The organism is Coxiella endosymbiont of Ornithodoros maritimus, assembly GCF_907164965.1.
Classification (GTDB): domain Bacteria; phylum Pseudomonadota; class Gammaproteobacteria; order Coxiellales; family Coxiellaceae; genus Coxiella.
This window is the reverse complement of sequence record NZ_CAJRAM010000021.1, coordinates 1-16007: the sequence shown is the minus strand read 5'-3', so window position 1 is coordinate 16007 and position 16007 is coordinate 1. Positions and strand designations below refer to the sequence as shown.

Here is a 16007-nt window from a genome sequence, read left to right as displayed (position 1 = left end):
CTCAGCAGCTTTTCTCACTATTTCATCAACTGAACTGCTTTCGTCATGTATAGAGTAAGTATCTCAAGGAATCAGGAAAATTAATATTTAATTAAGTTTATTTGTTTAGAGTGTCGCTTTTTGCTCAAGCTCGGAGTTTTTCTCACCCCAGCTCAAAAAGATTTTTCTATTTAATAAAGACTTAAAATCATTCTGTTAGTGTATTGCCAGATAAACCAAAGCTAGCAACAATGAGAACCAAACCAATTATAGCTTCTAATAACAGTAAACAAACCGAACTAGGCCGATTAATTAGTCGACTGACTCTAATGTACAGAGTCTAAACGGATTGGTGACAATTTTACAGCAGACAATTTTTTCAAAAAATCAGGCGAATAATACCCTTAACCTTACTAACGAAGCCCGAGAAAAATTAAAAAAAGATATAAATGAAATAATGAAGTGGTATTGGAATTTAAAAACACTCTACACTGCCATCAACGAATTGACCTTTCATATACAATCTTCTAAATTTCTGGGCTTTCAAAAAAACAAATTGAGCCAAACAGACATCGGCATTTTATATCAGCATGAAATTGCTATTGATTGGACGCTAAGATCAATTGAGCAATGGTGCCCTGAATTAGCAGAAACTATCAAACCTTATGAGGAAAAAGAAGCAAAGAAGTATCAAGAACAAAAAATTGAACAAAATCAATTAGAAATAAAGGCGTATAGGCCACCACTAGCGGAGCGTTTTGGCCAAACAGAATTTCTTAATTACAAAATTTCTAAAGCTACCTTATGGCTGAAGACGACTCACATTTCTTTTTCTTATAACGGTAAGCATCGTTTAAATGTTATCCTTATAACCCTTGCAGTTGTTTTTCTAATGAAGCCACCAAATATAACTACGATGTTTACCGGAGCGGGTTTAAGTATTCTTTCTACACTGTTCATGATGCTTTTTTTCGCTTAGATCGCCCAGTGATGAAAACGGTGACTTTTCAAACACCGCTTGGTCCATACAACATACAAATCCCAATTTCAATAGCTTTTATTCAAGCACCTCAACCTATTTCCATAACCGTTCTGCTGAGACATAATATAGCAGCGAAATCGCTAAGCTCTAGACGAGAAATGGCGACAAAGGAAGCAGAAGCAGTAACAATGAAACAATTAATAACCGAACTTGATCAACGCATATCATCATTATCAGGATCGGGTAAGTTAAATGATGACGTCAAAAATGTCATTAACCCAATCGTTGAAAGGGTAGAAAATATGTACTGAAAAGCTGTTAAAAGCCTGTCAAAAGAGATAAGCGTCGTGAGTTTAAAAAAACTCGATTTAAAACTCGATTATTGTTAAAAGAAACAGCGCACCTTTTAGAGAATGAAAGCCTCTTGCCAAAAACTTCTAATGAGGTTTTAAATCATCGGTGTAAAAATGGTTATCTCTATTAAAGAGGTTATCATCGCCCAGTGTAATTGGTATGCCTTTTGGACCCCAAAAACCGCATCGTCAGTTAACAAAAATTGTAATGAAGATTTTTCTGTTGAAAAGACATTGACGATATCTATGCTTATGGCCGCAGGATAAGAAATTATTAGCTTATAAGGAAGGAAACTATCATTACCCACCACCAACCACCCGCGGTAAAGACTAAAAATTTAAAGCCCGGCACCCCCCCGCAGCCACCTAGGCGTCAACTTAAGGGAGTGAAATCACGAGAATTCCGGCTAAAAGGCTAAGAAAAGCACCATCGGTGTTTTTCTTAGCCTTTTAGCCGGAATTCTCCCGACTCGGCCGTGAAGGTTTTGTATGCTTCAATTAATACAGCAGATACCCCCGCGGAAGGACGACGGGTTTTTAAGTTTTTCACGCTTCACCACGGGTGGGTAATGATAGAGGCCCCTTGTGTTAAGAAGCTTTGAAAGGAACAAGGTGAATGAAAGAGAAGCATCAACTTTACAGCCATTAGGGGTTTATGCTTAAGTTGACGCCTAGGCGTCCCCGCGGGAATGACGAAGGGTATCTTAATCGCCGCAAGATGGTAGCTTCCGGTAACAACCCTTAATCCTCTTTCGTCACGATGTTTATCAGCACCGTTGAATTGGGGATCATGATGCGCTTGTTTTCTTCCTGTAAAACCGTATAACGAAGGTTGATATCGATCACTTTCCCAGGAATGTTGCTAATCGTAATTCGATCATTTATTTGAAACGGCTCGTAAAACAAAATCAAAAAACCAGAAAACACGCTCGAAAGAACATCTTTTAAAGCAAACCCTACCGTAAAACCCATTAATCCAAGACCCGCTACCAAAGCGGTGACATTGATACCCATCGTACCAAGCGCCGTGGTGATACCTCCAAAAATGAGCACGGTGAGATACCCCACTTGATCTAATAATCTTAGCAAATGGCGTTGCTTCAAACGGGTGCGCGAAAAAACATAGCGGATAAGAGAGCGGGCAATCAGAGCAATAATCCAGGAGGCTAAGAAAACGACGATCCCACCCGCTATTTTGGGAAGAGCGGTAGCGATTTTAGAGCATATAACCCAAAGAAAAGTGTTGAAAGATATCAATCTGTCCATAGGGTTTCCTTCTGGTTAAATATTACCGTATCAGAAGAAATCAATAAACTCGGAGAATTGCAAAGACTATGTAAGCTTCCGATTCGGCATCCACATTGCTAAAATGCCGGCGACCAAAGTCAAAAGGGGTAAAATGATTAAGGCCATTTGATAATCGTGAATAGCATAATATTCAGTGTCCGTCGAATGCCGAGTGCTTAAATGTAGGATCAAGCCCACAAGCGGCTGCAACAAGGGAGCTGTGCCTACTGAAAGAGCGTTCGTAAAACCTAAACTGGTCCCCCGCATATGCGGGGGAACAATTTCATTAGCAATACTAAATGTCAACACGTAACTGCTCGCAAAAACGCCCAACAATATCATTAAGCCCATTATCACCATCAAAGTCAAATGAGGCACGTAAATCACGATCATCATTAAGGCCGCAGAAATAAATGAACACGTTATCAGCAGCGGCCGCCGGAGCGGCATTCGGCGATCCAAACGGGCAATAACAGGTCCCGCGACTCCAATCCCAATAAAAACAAGATTACAGACCATACTCGCCGTTAATAAGCTAAGGTGATGAGTTAATTCCATATAGGGGATGGCCCACAACGCCACAAACACGGTGACAATGGAAAACATCAGGCCCGAATAGACGCCATTAATCCAAGCCTTAGGATTTTTGATCAAAAGATAAAAATCACAACACAACATTTTTGCAGATTGAACGGGTATAGTAGGTATTGCTCCAGATGGGCAATCCCGAACGATCAACCAAATCAAGCCACTAATAACAGCCGCAATGCCTGCAGCCGCTATCATCGAATGATGCCATCCCATCCGTTGAACCCAATCCGCTAGGAAAAAACCGCCAATAATCGTGCCGCTTATCCCCATGGTTTCAGCAATCGCCGCCATGAAGGCAAATTGATCCGCCCTAAAGCATTTTCCAATTACATTTAGCGAACCGACAAAAGCAAATGCAGCACCTGTCCCGATTAATAGGCGACCGACTATCACCACCGATAAAAAATGAGAAGAACCAAATAGAAAACAGCCCAATGCACAGATCAGGGCCCCCATCGTCAATAACCGCCGAGGGCCGAAACGATCGATCATCACCCCCGCCGGGACTTGCAAAGCTACGTAAACGTAATAATAAGTGCTCGCTAAAACCCCAGCGCCAAAAGCGCTTAGGGAAAAGCTTTTCATTAAACCGTCAACGATCTCACCCGAGGACAGCTGTAAAAAGAACTGAAACAGCACAAATAACGCCGTTGCTCCCCACATCAACCACGCCAAGACCGCCCGAGGCTCTCGCTGAAGAGGTGAACCCAAAGTTGTTGAATTGGCTGTGCTGGCGGCTTTCATGGTGGTTAATCTTTAATCATTAAATCTTCGAGCTGGCATGATAATGCTTTTCGGTTAAAAAGCAATAGGATTATAATGAGCACAACGATTTCACAAACAGAACCTTATGCAACCCATTACTATTGCGATTAATCACTTCGGCTTTATCTCTGTTAAAGGAGAAAGCGCAGCTACCTTTCTCCAAGGCCAGCTAACTTGTGACGTGCGCGAAATTAATGAAACGCAAGGAGTCTTGGGCGCTTGTTGTGACCCTAAAGGGCGGATGGTAGCGAATTTTTTTGTTTTTCAAAAAAACAAAGATTATTATTTTTTACTTCCAAAATCCATGATATCCATCGCCGTTACGCATTTGAAAAAATATGCTGTTTTTTCAAAGCTCGAATTACTGGCTGTCAATGAAGCAGAAGCTTACCCTCTTCCAGAAATAACGCTTAAAGAATTGGACGAAAATCACTGGCGTTCTTTGAATGTTAGGGCCGGCCTTGTGTGGGTATACCCGCAGACGAGTGGAAAATTAATCCCGCAGATGATTAATTTACAAAAATGGGGGGGGATTAGTTTTACTAAAGGGTGTTATATCGGACAGGAAGTTATTGCTCGCACGGAGCATCTGGGTAAATTAAAACGCCACCTTTATCGAGCCTTGGTGGATAGTGAGACTCCAGCAACTCCCGGCGATGAATTAAAAAATCAAAATGATCAAACGATGGGGGTGGTTGTTGAGGCCGCTCGTAAAAACATTGGATATGAGCTATTAGCCGTGATTCAGGATGTTGCGATTGAAAATGGAGATATCGCGTTTAGTCGGCTGCCATTGAAAAATATACAGCTCGTCGCGGAGAATAACAGAGCGCTTTCATTTCGAGCGCAATAAGGGGAACAAAATGACATCGCGGATGGAAGCGTTATTGGTGAAAAACATCACTAAGCGATCGATACCGATGCCTTCTCCTGCTGTCGGGGGAAGTCCGTATTCTAGTGCGGTGATGTAATCTTCATCGAAACTCATTGCTTCCAAATCCCCGGCATTTTGTGCTTTTAATTGCTCGCGAAAGCGAACGGCTTGATCTTCGGGATCATTTAGCTCGGAAAATCCGTTAGCAATTTCGCGGCCGCCCACATAAAACTCAAAACGATCAGTGATAAAGTCATTTTCGTCATTCGCTCGGGATAAGGGCGACACTTCTTTTGGAAAATGAGTTATAAAAATTGGTTGTTGCAACTTTTCTTCTACGAGTTTTTCAAACAATTCCGCTTGGATTTTCCCTAATCCGTAATGAGCGGGGATAGCAATTTCATATTTATGTGCTAGTTCGCTCGCCGTTTCGAGGTGATCAATTTGGTCGGGCGTTATTTCAGGATTAAATTGTAAAATCGCATCGCGCAGAGATAAACGCGCAAAAGGTTTATTCAAATTAATCCTCACCCCCTGATATTTTATTTCCATAACGCCAAAAATTTTTTCAGCGAGGTGGCGAATCATCGATTCGGTAAGTATCATCATATCTTCATAAGTCGCGTACGCTTGATAAAACTCGAGCATCGTGAATTCGGGATTATGGCGTGTTGAAATACCTTCATTGCGAAAGTTACGGTTAATTTCGTACACTTTTTCAAAGCCACCGACGACTAATCTTTTTAAATAAAGCTCAGGAGCAATTCGCAAAAATAAATCCATATTCATCGCATTATGATGCGTTTCAAAGGGACGTGCAGAAGCGCCTCCAGGTAACGAATGCATCATCGGCGTTTCAACTTCAATGTAGCCACGATCGTCAAGAAAGCGGCGGATTTGCGCGATAACTTGCGAGCGAGTTTGAAATAAATGACGAGATGATTCGTTGACAATTAAATCAAGATAACGTTGACGGAACCGCTGTTCTTGATCATGAAGCCTGTGAAACTTATCGGGCATTGGTCGCAGTGCTTTTGTTAATAAACGAATCTGATCTACTTTAACCGACAACTCCTCTGTTTTTGTTTTAAAAAGTTCCCCTTCGACACCGATGATGTCTCCCAAATCCCAGGATTTAAAGTCTGAGTAGACGTCTTTAGGGAGACTATCACGCGTGACATAAATTTGCATACGCCCTTTCATGTCTTGGATATGGGCGAAACTGGCTTTTCCCATAATCCGCCGGGTCATCATCCGGCCTGCCATTTTGACACGGATAGCCTTTGCGGTTAATGCACCACTGTCGAATCGATCGTAAACAGCACGTAAATCAGCCGCTAAACTATCGCGCTTAAAATCATTAGGGTAAGCTTGACCGTCTTCACGCCGTTTCTTTAATTTTAATTTACGCTGCGCGATTTGTTCATTTTCTTCTTTGATTTGATCTTTTAATTCCATATCACTGCCTATTAAAGGCCCTTATCATAACTGAGCATGGGGTTGTTGTCATGCGGCCTTGAGAACACGGATGCGATTAAAAGTGGAGGTTTTCAACAGGTAACCCGTATGAGCGAAGCAAAACACGGGAAAACAATGATGTCGCCTATCATCCCCGTATTTCGTTTTTTCATTGGGCTACTTAGCTACTGGGCTCGCGAGACAGCGTAGGAAACCTACACTTTTAATCGCACCCTGAGAACGCTTGCCTCGAAAAAAACTCTTGGCGTTTATCGTAAAATACAAGCTACTAGGCATCAATCCCACGACGTCGCCGTTTAGTCTCCGCACGCTTGTGTTTGTGTCAGTTAGCCATTTTCACGGTCGCCACGCGTGGGCTTAGTTTTTTTCCATTTCTTCGGCTTCTGAGCTGCAAGTTTGACAAAATGAATAAGACGTTCTAAGTCATCTTGACGATTTTGATTTTGTGTGCGGTAACGTCACCCGGTGATAACTAACTCACCTTCGGTGTTAATTCGATTTCCCGCTATGGGGACGAGCCTTTCTTTTATTTCCTCGAGTAAAGAAGATTTGGGGCACGTTAAAGCGAAGTTGGGCCGCGGTCGCTTTTTATTGACTTTCTGACCGCCAGGCCCGGTGGCGCGAATAAAACGCCATTCCACTTCATTTTCATCGAGCAGTGTCATTAAAATCTCCTTGTTTTAGACAGGCCTCGATGAATAAATCGATATCGCCATCCAACACAGCCTGGGTATTACTGGTTTCAACACCCGTTCGCAAATCTTTTACACGGGAAGCGTCTAAAACGTACGAGCGAATTTGATTGCCCCAACTGATTTCGGATTTAGAGGCTTCTAGCAAAGCTTGTTTTTCCTGTTGTTTCATCATTTCCATCTCATAAAGCTTTGCCCGAAGCTGTTTCATGGCTTGCGCTTTATTTTTATGCTGTGATCGGTCATTTTGACACTGGACCACAATTCCAGAGGGCAAATGCGTGATGCGGACTGCCGAATCCGTCCGGTTTACGTGCTGCCCTCCCGCGCCGCTAGCGCGATAAGTGTCGATGCGTAATTCCGCTGGATTGATTTCAATTTCAATATCATCATTGATTTCGGGTGACACAAAAACCGAAGCAAACGAAGTATGACGGCGGTTACTCGAATCAAAAGGAGACTTACGGACTAGTCGATGAACACCTGTCTCGCTATGCAGCCAGCCATACGCATAACTGCCTGTAAATTTGATAGTTGCGCTTTTTATTCCAGCTACTTCGCCAGGAGAAGCCTCCATTAGCGTAGTTGTGAAGCCGTGTTTATCGCCCCAGCGCAAATACATTCGTAATAGCATTTCTGCCCAATCCTGTGCTTCTGTCCCACCTGAGCCGGCCTGAATGTCAAGATAAGCATTACTTGAGTCCATTTCACCGGAAAACATACTCTGAAATTCCATTTTAGCGATTGTTTTTTCAAGCTGTTTGAAGTCTTTATTTAAATCGGTAATTAAATCCGCCTCTTTTTCTTGCTTGCTAAGTTGTGCCATTTCGATGGCGTCTCTAATACGCTGATCGATGATATCGGATTGCTGAATGAGCGCTTCTAATTCGGATCGCTCGTGGCTTAACGATTGTGCTTTTTCAGGGTCTTGCCAAACAGCCGGATTTTCAAGCTCGCGTTGAATTTCTAAAAGACGGGTTTCTTTCGTACCGAGGTCAAAGATACCCCCGCAAGGTGTCGGAGCGCGCCTTCAGTTCATTAAGTTTTTCAATTAATAGATTGATTTCTAACATTTTTTAACCATATTCATTTCATTATATCTGATTATTTTTTTCTGCCAACCGGTGGTTAATGGCTATTTTTTCTTCCTCGGATAACGTATTCCAACGGCATACTTCATCAAATGTACGCCCACAGCCAATGCACACAGCATCGCCTAAAGCCGTGGCGCTGCAAATGCCGATGCAAGGTGAATCCGTAAGATTGCGTTTACCGGCGATGTTCATGGGTGAAATTTTAATGTACCTAGAGGATTTCCACCAGACAAAAGCCAATGTAGCCTGCATGATAAAGTAATATAATTTTTTCAAGTCGATAAAGAATTTATTAAACTTTCTTAGTCTATTGGAAAGCCGATATGAAACTAAAACGGATTTTTATTCCCTTAATTATCCTACTTATCTCAATTAACGGCATGATCGGTTCGGCGTGGTTGTTTAGCCCTTACTTTGCAGCAAAAACAGCCGGACCCGCGCAGCGTTGGTTTCGTTGCTAGTCGGTGGCGGTGAGGGTATTAATAGTGGCGTTTACATTTGCTGAGTTATCCACGATGTTCCCTGTCGCCGGTGGCATTGCGCGAATACCTCAATACAGCCACGGAATGGCCACGGGTTTTATGATGAGTTTGGATTGCCTAGCTTTCTTGTGTTGTTATGCCGCCAATTGAGGTTCCGGCAACCTTACAATACAGCAGTTTCTTTTTTCCTCATCTCACTTATCTTCACGGCAATCAACACGTGTTGACGCATGAAGGATTAGTGGGAGCCACGTTGCTTATGTTCTTTTTGTCTTGCTTGAATATCGTGAGTGTCAATCATTTTGTTCGATGAAATGTTTTAATGACGGTTTTTAAAATCTGTATTATTCTGGTAATCGCTATCACACTTATAAGCCGTTGGTTTCCATGGAAAAAATTTCTTTGCTTATGGCGGCTTGCTCCCTCTGGTTGGCATGGTATTGTCAGCGCGCTTTCGATGGGCGGGATTGCGTTTGCTTTTACCGGCTTTCGTCACGGCGTTGAGCTCGCCGCTGAAACTAAAAATCCCAGGCAAGCAATTCCACTCGCCATTATCGGTTCGATCGTGTTTTGTTTATTATTGTATTTGTTATTACAACTTGCCTTTATTGGCGCCTTTCATAGCCCCTCTTTAAGCAAAGGATGGTCACAGTTAGCCTACCAAGGCGATGTCGGGCCTTTTTCCGGGATTGCGGCTTTATTGGGGTTGGGTTGGCTTAGCTGCATAATTTATGCAAATACTGTCATTTCGCTTCTAGGCGGGGCGCTGGTTTATGTCCATATCGACTTCCCGCATTGTCTATGGAATCAGTAAAAATGCGTATTTTCCAGCTTTTTTATGCGGCTCAATAAAAAAGCGATCCCCGCCCCTGGTGCATTGCATTAAATGGCTTAACAGGTTTCATTTTATTTTTTGTTCTTTCCGGTTGGTAAAGCATGATTAATTTTTTAGTTTCGGCCGTGGTTATTTCTTATGGAATGGGACCGATTTCGTTGATTATACTTCGTTATCAAATGCCAAACGCAAATCGCCCCTTTAAGCTGCCACAAGGGATTTTATTATCTACTTTAGCATTTTATGTTTGTAATTTAATGCTATTCTGGTGCGACTAGGAAATCATTAAAAAATTATTTATCGCTATTTTAATTGGCATTTTCTTTTTCATTGTTTTTCAAAAACGAAAATAACGATGACTGCGAAATATTCACCTCAAATACAGCTTATGGCTGGTCGTTTATCTCGGAGGTCTGACATTGATTTCTTATCTCGTTTCGGTCGGCGGTGGCATTGCGATTATCCCCTTTGGATGGGATTTCATCGTGATCGCGCTTTTTAGTTTGATCGCTTTATACCTCGCGCTGAAATCATGCCCTCCAGAAATTTCAACGCAGAAACATCAAGCGAATACGCTAGAATCTGTGTATTCGGAGTCGGCTGCGTAGTAAGGATTGTTATTATATATTTGCTTTTCTCCTCAATTGTAGTTACTCTTCAACAACTATTGTTTCCTGTGCAAAAACTACTTCTCCCCACGAAGGCGGGAGAGGCAGTCATTTAAATAATTGGTGATCCCATGAATACACCTGATTTCCAACGAATGAAAAACGACAATAAAAAAATCAGCATGGTGACTTGTTACGACTATTGGTCGGCTTACATTATTTCGCAAAGTAATGTGGATTGCATTTTAGTGGGTGACAGTATAGCGATGGTAATGTATGGCCATGCAACCACTCTTCCAGCAACAGTCGATATGATCGCACAACACGTTCAAGCTGTTTCAAAAGGCGCTCCCAATAAATTCATTATCGGCGATATGCCTTTTTGCTCTTATCGAAAAAACTTAACCATGAGCATGAATGTAATTGAAAAGCTAATGCAATCGGGCGCGCAGGCAATTAAGCTAGAAGGTGCCGATGACAGTAATTTAAAATTAATTCGTCATGTCGTGAAATCGGGAATTCCAGTCATGGGGCACATTGGTTTAACTCCTCAATCTGTCCACGCTTTCGGTGGTTTTAAAGTTCAAGGCAAAGAACAATCGGCTGCTGAAAAATTAGTGACGGATGCGAAAACATTGGCTAAAGCTGGTTGTTTTGCAGTGGTGTTAGAATGCCTGGCAAGCGAATTAGCAGAATTAATAACCGATTCGATTTCCATTCCCACGATTGGAATTGGCGCCGGTCCTGCAACTTCGGGACAGGTACTGGTATTACAAGATCTTCTCGGAATGAATGACCAATTTAAGCCTAAATATCTTAAAAAATTTTTAAATGGTTTTGAGCTTATAAAAGAAGCGTTGAATAGTTTTGATAACGAAGTAAAAACCGCTCTTTACCCTCATCATGAGACACACGGTTACTGAGAAAAACAATGACTAAAGCGATTGAATCATTAAACGATTGGCAATTAATTAGGGAAACGCTGAACGATTTTTCCATCGGTTTTGTGCCCACAATGGGGAGTTTGCATGCTGGTCATCTGAGTTTATTAGAGCGATCCAAATGTGAAAATGAAATCACGGTATTAAGCCTCTTTGTTAATCCTACCCAATTCAATGATAAAAATGATTTTAAAAATTATCCGCGCACCTTTGACCAAGATATTGCCATGGCAAAAGAAAACGGGCTCGATTACGTTTTAACTCCGACTAACGAAGCGCTTTACCCCGATCATTATACTTATAAAATTACGAATACCACTATCAACAACCAAGAAGCCGAATTTCGACCCAACCACTTCGATGGCATGCTTACGGTAGTAATGAAATTATTACTTCTTACAAAACCAACCCGCGCTTATTTTGGGGAAAAAGACTATCAACAATTGCGATTAGTAAAAGGCTTAACGCAAGCCTTTTTTCTAGATACTGAAATCGTCGGCTGCAAAACTGTACGAGATGAATTTGGGTTACCTCTAAGTTCGCGCAACCGCCGCTTGACAGAGAATCAATATAGATTAGCCCAACGTTTCTCTGAAATTTTTCACTCAGGTGCCTCTTGTGAGGATATCAAAAAAGCGCTTATTCGCGAAGGCATTAAAGTGGACTATGTGGAGGATTATAACGATCGCCGTTTTGCGGCTGTATATATAGAGAATATCCGATTAATTGACAATCTTGTTTTGTAAGTATTGGATAACTTGCTTTTAATATAAGTAAATAAAAGCATCCGCCTATTCAAGAGACTCATTAAACTAAAATTGAAACCCAAGTTGATCGAATTTTACATTTTTAACATAGGGGACTAAGAATGTTAGTTTCTGTTTTAAAATCCAAAATTTCTTATGCTATGATTACTCACAAAGAGCTTAATTACATAGGAAGCATTACTATCGACGAGGTGATTATGGAAAAAGCGCAGCTCACTGCCAATGAGCAAGTGCACGTTGTCAATCTCAACAATGGCGAACGGCTGGAAACCTATGTCATCCCCGGCAAACGCAATAGCAATATCTTCGCCTTAAATGGTCCCGCCGCTAGAAAGGGGGAAATCGGAGATCGGCTTTTTATTTTATCCTACGCGTTAATTGATCCAAAAAAGGAAAAGCTTGGACCTGTTTTGGTTGATTTAAAACTGAATAACTAACCTACCATGCAGATAGTTGATACTGACAAAAAACTTCAACAAGCGTTGACACAGCGTTTTAATGATCCGAATTATATCTCACTTGAAGAAATTCAATCCTGTCTTGAAAAATCCATTTCCAAGACAGCACAAAAATTAGTGTCACTATGTCTAAAAGAAAAAATTATTTCAAAAAAAAGCAGCTTCCGAAATTTATAATGCTGGCTCAGTTTTAAATGTACTCTATCCGTTAATTAACGTTACACTTAAGTTAACCGATGATTACTGGCAGCTATTTCACGATGAATTTATAAACAGCATAGAAAACACTATCCTCTTCCTTGTTTACCACCCCAAATGGTGTTCTGAATTAGCTCAGTCGATAAAAAGTTTAGGCTATGATAATTTTTGGAATTGACTGGAAGCAAGCAAAAATAAATTTGATTATCTGGCTTTTTTAGAGAAAAGGGGTTCTATTGGTGATCCTTTAGGGTTCTATTGGTGATCCTTTACATCCGACTCCTAAAAATAGGATCGGATTATCCTGTGAGGCAAGCCTCAAATATTCTCCCGATTTCCAAGCATGCTATAATATTTTCTTTCTTAACTTTACACAAAAATTGCTCTCAGCATGAAAGTTTGACTTCCCAAAAAGACATAAATACCATTTTTGAAAAACACTTTCCTACTATCTATCCTAATTGGTGCTTCCAATTACAACAACAAAAACTCAATCCTCAACACTATTGGCTTTTACTCTGTCATCCCTGACAATTTGAAAATGTGTTACCTCAAAAGTTTAGTCGATTGATTTCAGATAATAAACTTCTTTGATTTGATACAGTTTCCTTAACCGTGTCCTTACGCTATCATTTCGCACTCTGATCCCTCGCTTTTCTACGCCCAAACCGCATCTCAAAGTGCCTATCGGCATCCGCATCACTAGCGTGGCACCAAAAATATCACCGGGCACTTGTCGCATGAGGCCCCGGATTGGAAACCTACTACAACGTATTTTTGCAAAAGAGAACCATTTTTCTAAAAGTATTTATGATTGTATTGATAGAATTGGCGTACATGTACAATCAATTCCTAATCATTATGATGATGAGCAACGTCATTTAAGCGCACTCATGAGACAAAACCCCTTATCCCTTCTTCCGAGAAGGAAACGATTATTCCCTTGACTTGCCTCTTTAGCCCTTCGCCTTTATTAAAATTACCAATTTTGATTGAGGTAATACACACTCAAAAAATTTTTTCCTACACCATGTAGCTCTCACTTTGAATGATTTTTGGGATCTCTATTTAATTTATGGCATTGTGTTAGAAGCCCATACACAAAATACCTTAATCGTTTTCAAAGAAGAGCATCCAACACGATTCATTAATCGTGATTTAGGTGGTATTTATATTCACACGCCTACGCTTCAACAATAAGATTTCACACTACTTCAAGACGCACCAACTCTCATACTGACAAGCCATCCAAAAGTTGCACGCTACAAAATTCTGCATACCGTTTATCAACACACCTTACAGCCCCATCTCCTGCTCGCACTTGTACTACGGCATCGAACCTCAAGCACTCTGGCGCGTCCTTGCCCAACTTAGTCATGAACGGTTCGTACAAACAAAGCCACGTGTTTGCCCTATGCGCTGGGAAGAGGAATATCAACGGCTATTTGAAGACAACTGGCCCTTAAAAAGGCTTACCTGCATGCGTTTGCTAAATAAAAGAGAAGACATTTATATCGATAGCAGCGAAAAACCTCTCCGATCCTGTTGATTCTTAAAACCCTTGCTTTGGAAAAAAGACACTTCATCTTCTATAGTTTTTAAACAAAATTAGCAAGGAGGCTATTTTATGAAATGCCGCCAGAGGCGTTTTTTCTTCCTCTTTATCATTTTTCTTCTACTGCCCCTTAATGCTCTTTGTGCTAAAGAGATCGCATTAACCATTAATGACCTCCCGTTTGTTGGCCGAATTCACGGTGATCCAGGCAAATGTCGCCGCGAGCATAATCGCTTCGTGAAAATTTTAAACACCCTTGAGCAATATCACATACCAACCACGGGTTTTGTAACGGCCGGTTTGATTGATCCAGCCCAGTGGGAATGGTTGCTTGCATTTAAACGGGCGCAAAACATTCTGGAGAATCACAGTTATTCTCACAAAAGTTTAAATCATAAGCCAATAGATTGCTGTATTTCTGATGTCCAAAAAGCCGATGCTATTTTAACGACCTTACTTTCCACTCCCAAATACTACCGTTTCCCTTATCTTGCCGAAGTGGCAGGAAGATCGAAATACAACGAATTTAGAAAATGTTTATTTTTGCATAATTGCGTTGCCGCACCGGTTACAGTGGATGGAAAGATTTTGAGCTTAATTTTAGATTTTTAAATATTCCCTGGCAGAAGCAAAAATTATACTTGAACAGTTTTCGTCAACGCTATCTTAATTTCATATGGGCACAAACACTTAGAGTACGAAGAAAAGCTAAAAAGAAGCTGGATAGACCAATAAAATTAATTTTACTCATCCACATGAATGTACTAAATTCTTATTTTCTGGAAGAGATTATTAAGCTTTATCAAAAACATAGATCGCTTCATCAGCTTACCGGAAGCTCTCCAAGGTCCTTATTATAAATACGAAAAATCAAAGTCTACAGAGAGCGCAATGTTCTCATCAAGCTATCCTGTGATTCAAAAAATGACGCATTAATCAATAAAAAGTAGCAATTAATCTCTCGTCTCTTGTATAATTGCTACTTTTTGACTAATAAAACGCATAAAAATTATTTTTAATAAAAAATTCTTTCTGCTGATATACCCGTCATCTATTCCAATGATTGAGGTTTTTTGTTTGGCGATGGATTATTTGAAACCATCAAAACCAAAAAGAGCAAGTTACTCTTTTCCGCTGAACATTATAACCGATTGGCGACCTCGGCTAATAACTTATTGATTCCGCTTAATTTTTCCTTGCTTCAACTCAAAACTCAGTGCGAAAGTCTATTAGAAATAAATAAACTCGACGAAGCAGCCGTACGAATCACATTAACTCGAGGAAGCTCGGAAAGAGGGATCACCATTCCATCTGCTGCCCCTCCTAATTTACTGATTACGAGTATTCTCTATAAAAAACAAGCTAATATTTATCCAACTCTTTGCATCACTGATATTAGACGTAACGAATATTTCCCCTTGTCTCAACTTAAAACGCTTAATTTTTTAGAACCTATTTTAACTAGACAACAAGCCATAAAAAATGGATGTGCTGAAGGGGTTATGCTAAATATGAAAGGTGCTGTAACTGAGACGAGCGTTGGTAACTTATTTGCTGTTATTAATCAGAAAATATTTACACCAAAAATTGAGGATGGTTTATTACCCGGGATTGTGCGCCAGATAGTTATCGATATCGCCACCAAAACTGACATACCTATTAAATAAAAAACTTTATCTCCAAAAGATCTTTTAGAGGTCGACGAAATATTTTACACCAATAGTCTTGTTGAAATTCAATCATTCTCAAAAATTAATGAACACCCGTTAGCCATGGGTGACCAAGCTTTATCAACCACTAAAATTTTAGAAACCTACGAATGGTATAAAAATAAGCGAAAAAAATGATAGACGCGTAAAAAGGGCGCGGCAATCCTTGATATGAAACTTCCAATTCTAGGTTGTTTTTTTATTAGCCTTAATTTCCAAAAAAACCCCGTCGTTTCCGTGCGTAGGCTGCCTACCGACAGACAAAGAATCGAGGGCTTTCACGGCCGAAGCCACGAGAATTCCGGCTAAAAGGCTAAGAAAAACACCGATGGTGCTTTTCTTAGCCTTTTAGCCAGGA

The 16007-nt window shown here is 40.7% G+C and carries 19 protein-coding genes and 5 pseudogenes; 17 read left to right on the top strand and 7 right to left on the bottom strand.

The annotated features are described in order from the left end of the window. Positions 1-203 precede the first annotated feature (203 nt). Together OWO34_RS01990 and OWO34_RS01985 are read left to right on the top strand one after the other, a co-directional pair. Positions 204-958 (top strand): annotated as a pseudogene (locus OWO34_RS01990) (hypothetical protein). Positions 959-969: 11 nt separating this feature from the next. Beyond that, entirely contained in the window at positions 970-1272 is a 303-nt protein-coding gene (locus tag OWO34_RS01985; RefSeq protein ID WP_267256382.1) for a hypothetical protein, read from the top strand. A gap of 137 nt (positions 1273-1409) precedes the next feature. Here OWO34_RS01985 and OWO34_RS01980 read toward each other — a convergent pair whose 3' ends face one another. The 3 genes from OWO34_RS01980 to OWO34_RS01970 all read right to left on the bottom strand — a co-directional run bounded on the left by OWO34_RS01980 (position 1410) and on the right by OWO34_RS01970 (position 3936). Continuing rightward, the gene (locus OWO34_RS01980) at positions 1410-1622 is read right to left on the bottom strand and encodes a hypothetical protein (RefSeq protein WP_267256381.1); all 213 of its coding nucleotides are present in this window, start codon (positions 1620-1622) and stop codon (positions 1410-1412) included. A 433-nt stretch (positions 1623-2055) separates the two neighbouring features. Continuing rightward, complete coding sequence (locus tag OWO34_RS01975; protein WP_267256380.1) at positions 2056-2580, bottom strand: mechanosensitive ion channel family protein; 525 nt, start codon at positions 2578-2580, stop codon at positions 2056-2058. 66 nt (positions 2581-2646) lie between these two features. Then, a complete protein-coding gene (locus tag OWO34_RS01970; protein WP_267256379.1) occupies positions 2647-3936 on the bottom strand; it encodes an MFS transporter in 1290 nt (429 codons plus the stop codon). A gap of 106 nt (positions 3937-4042) precedes the next feature. Between OWO34_RS01970 and ygfZ the strand changes: the two are divergent. Then, positions 4043-4824: pseudogene (gene ygfZ, locus OWO34_RS01965) on the top strand (CAF17-like 4Fe-4S cluster assembly/insertion protein YgfZ). Here ygfZ and lysS read toward each other — a convergent pair. From lysS to OWO34_RS01940, 4 genes and pseudogenes are all read right to left on the bottom strand, one after another. Continuing rightward, positions 4793-6289, bottom strand: a complete 1497-nt coding sequence (gene lysS, locus OWO34_RS01960; RefSeq protein ID WP_267256378.1) for a lysine--tRNA ligase — start codon at positions 6287-6289, stop codon at positions 4793-4795. The pseudogene ygfZ and the gene lysS overlap by 32 nt on opposite strands. A 289-nt stretch (positions 6290-6578) precedes the next feature. Continuing rightward, a pseudogene (gene arfB / locus OWO34_RS01950) lies at positions 6579-6975 on the bottom strand (alternative ribosome rescue aminoacyl-tRNA hydrolase ArfB). Next, positions 6959-8075, bottom strand: a protein-coding gene (gene prfB, locus OWO34_RS01945; RefSeq protein ID WP_267256376.1) for a peptide chain release factor 2 whose coding sequence is annotated in 2 segments (ribosomal slippage) — positions 6959-7999 and positions 8001-8075 — 1116 coding nt in all. Because the reading frame shifts where the segments join, the coding sequence is not laid out codon by codon here. The pseudogene arfB and the gene prfB overlap by 17 nt, the downstream one beginning before the upstream one ends. A gap of 21 nt (positions 8076-8096) precedes the next feature. Continuing rightward, positions 8097-8348, bottom strand: coding sequence for a DUF1289 domain-containing protein (locus OWO34_RS01940; protein ID WP_267256375.1), 252 nt, complete (start codon positions 8346-8348; stop codon positions 8097-8099). 71 nt (positions 8349-8419) lie between these two features. Between OWO34_RS01940 and OWO34_RS01935 the strand changes: the two genes are divergently transcribed. The 14 genes and pseudogenes from OWO34_RS01935 to OWO34_RS01875 all read left to right on the top strand — a co-directional run bounded on the left by OWO34_RS01935 (position 8420) and on the right by OWO34_RS01875 (position 15787). Further along, positions 8420-8557: a hypothetical protein gene (locus OWO34_RS01935; RefSeq protein WP_267256374.1), complete on the top strand. Its 138-nt coding sequence runs from the start codon at positions 8420-8422 to the stop codon at positions 8555-8557. Between the two features lie 9 nt (positions 8558-8566). Then, positions 8567-8728, top strand: coding sequence for a hypothetical protein (locus OWO34_RS01930; RefSeq protein WP_267256373.1), 162 nt, complete (start codon positions 8567-8569; stop codon positions 8726-8728). Beyond that, positions 8715-8891, top strand: a complete 177-nt coding sequence (locus tag OWO34_RS01925) for a hypothetical protein (protein ID WP_267256372.1) — start codon at positions 8715-8717, stop codon at positions 8889-8891. The genes OWO34_RS01930 and OWO34_RS01925 overlap by 14 nt, the downstream gene beginning before the upstream one ends. 9 nt (positions 8892-8900) lie before the next feature. After that, positions 8901-9392 carry an amino acid permease gene (locus tag OWO34_RS01920; RefSeq protein WP_267256371.1) on the top strand — a complete coding sequence of 164 codons (492 nt, stop codon included), beginning with the start codon at positions 8901-8903 and terminating at the stop codon, positions 9390-9392. 122 nt (positions 9393-9514) lie between these two features. Further along, a complete protein-coding gene (locus OWO34_RS01915; protein ID WP_267256370.1) occupies positions 9515-9691 on the top strand; it encodes a hypothetical protein in 177 nt (58 codons plus the stop codon). 141 nt (positions 9692-9832) lie between these two features. Further along, on the top strand, positions 9833-10021 hold the full coding sequence (locus tag OWO34_RS01910) for a hypothetical protein (protein ID WP_267256369.1): 189 nt from the start codon (positions 9833-9835) through the stop codon (positions 10019-10021). A 131-nt stretch (positions 10022-10152) separates the two neighbouring features. Next, a complete protein-coding gene (gene panB / locus OWO34_RS01905) occupies positions 10153-10944 on the top strand; it encodes a 3-methyl-2-oxobutanoate hydroxymethyltransferase (protein WP_267256368.1) in 792 nt (263 codons plus the stop codon). 8 nt (positions 10945-10952) lie between these two features. After that, positions 10953-11708: a pantoate--beta-alanine ligase gene (locus tag OWO34_RS01900; protein ID WP_267256367.1), complete on the top strand. Its 756-nt coding sequence runs from the start codon at positions 10953-10955 to the stop codon at positions 11706-11708. 122 nt (positions 11709-11830) lie between these two features. Further along, positions 11831-12166 (top strand): aspartate 1-decarboxylase, encoded by a 336-nt coding sequence (gene panD, locus OWO34_RS01895; RefSeq protein ID WP_267256366.1) that lies wholly within the window; start codon positions 11831-11833, stop codon positions 12164-12166. Positions 12167-12642: 476 nt separating this feature from the next. Further along, positions 12643-12780, top strand: coding sequence for an IucA/IucC family protein (locus tag OWO34_RS09490; protein WP_323808258.1), 138 nt, complete (start codon positions 12643-12645; stop codon positions 12778-12780). Between the two features lie 285 nt (positions 12781-13065). Further along, positions 13066-13332, top strand: a complete 267-nt coding sequence (locus tag OWO34_RS01890; protein WP_267256365.1) for an IucA/IucC family protein — start codon at positions 13066-13068, stop codon at positions 13330-13332. 97 nt (positions 13333-13429) lie between these two features. Beyond that, positions 13430-13585 carry an IucA/IucC family C-terminal-domain containing protein gene (locus OWO34_RS01885; protein WP_267256364.1) on the top strand — a complete coding sequence of 52 codons (156 nt, stop codon included), beginning with the start codon at positions 13430-13432 and terminating at the stop codon, positions 13583-13585. Between the two features lie 427 nt (positions 13586-14012). Next, a pseudogene (locus OWO34_RS01880) lies at positions 14013-14876 on the top strand (polysaccharide deacetylase family protein). A gap of 66 nt (positions 14877-14942) precedes the next feature. Further along, positions 14943-15787 (top strand): annotated as a pseudogene (locus OWO34_RS01875) (aminodeoxychorismate lyase). Positions 15788-16007: the final 220 nt, after the last annotated feature.

Coding starts and splice junctions, on each gene's coding strand:
- OWO34_RS01985 (WP_267256382.1), top strand. CDS start 970: ATGAAAACGGTGACTTTTCAAACACCGCTTGGTCCATACAACATACAA.
- OWO34_RS01975 (WP_267256380.1), bottom strand. CDS start 2,580: ATGGACAGATTGATATCTTTCAACACTTTTCTTTGGGTTATATGCTCT.
- OWO34_RS01970 (WP_267256379.1), bottom strand. CDS start 3,936: ATGAAAGCCGCCAGCACAGCCAATTCAACAACTTTGGGTTCACCTCTT.
- lysS (WP_267256378.1), bottom strand. CDS start 6,289: ATGGAATTAAAAGATCAAATCAAAGAAGAAAATGAACAAATCGCGCAG.
- OWO34_RS01940 (WP_267256375.1), bottom strand. CDS start 8,348: ATGCAGGCTACATTGGCTTTTGTCTGGTGGAAATCCTCTAGGTACATT.
- OWO34_RS01935 (WP_267256374.1), top strand. CDS start 8,420: ATGAAACTAAAACGGATTTTTATTCCCTTAATTATCCTACTTATCTCA.
- OWO34_RS01925 (WP_267256372.1), top strand. CDS start 8,715: ATGCCGCCAATTGAGGTTCCGGCAACCTTACAATACAGCAGTTTCTTT.
- OWO34_RS01920 (WP_267256371.1), top strand. CDS start 8,901: ATGACGGTTTTTAAAATCTGTATTATTCTGGTAATCGCTATCACACTT.
- OWO34_RS01915 (WP_267256370.1), top strand. CDS start 9,515: ATGATTAATTTTTTAGTTTCGGCCGTGGTTATTTCTTATGGAATGGGA.
- panB (WP_267256368.1), top strand. CDS start 10,153: ATGAATACACCTGATTTCCAACGAATGAAAAACGACAATAAAAAAATC.
- OWO34_RS01900 (WP_267256367.1), top strand. CDS start 10,953: ATGACTAAAGCGATTGAATCATTAAACGATTGGCAATTAATTAGGGAA.
- panD (WP_267256366.1), top strand. CDS start 11,831: ATGTTAGTTTCTGTTTTAAAATCCAAAATTTCTTATGCTATGATTACT.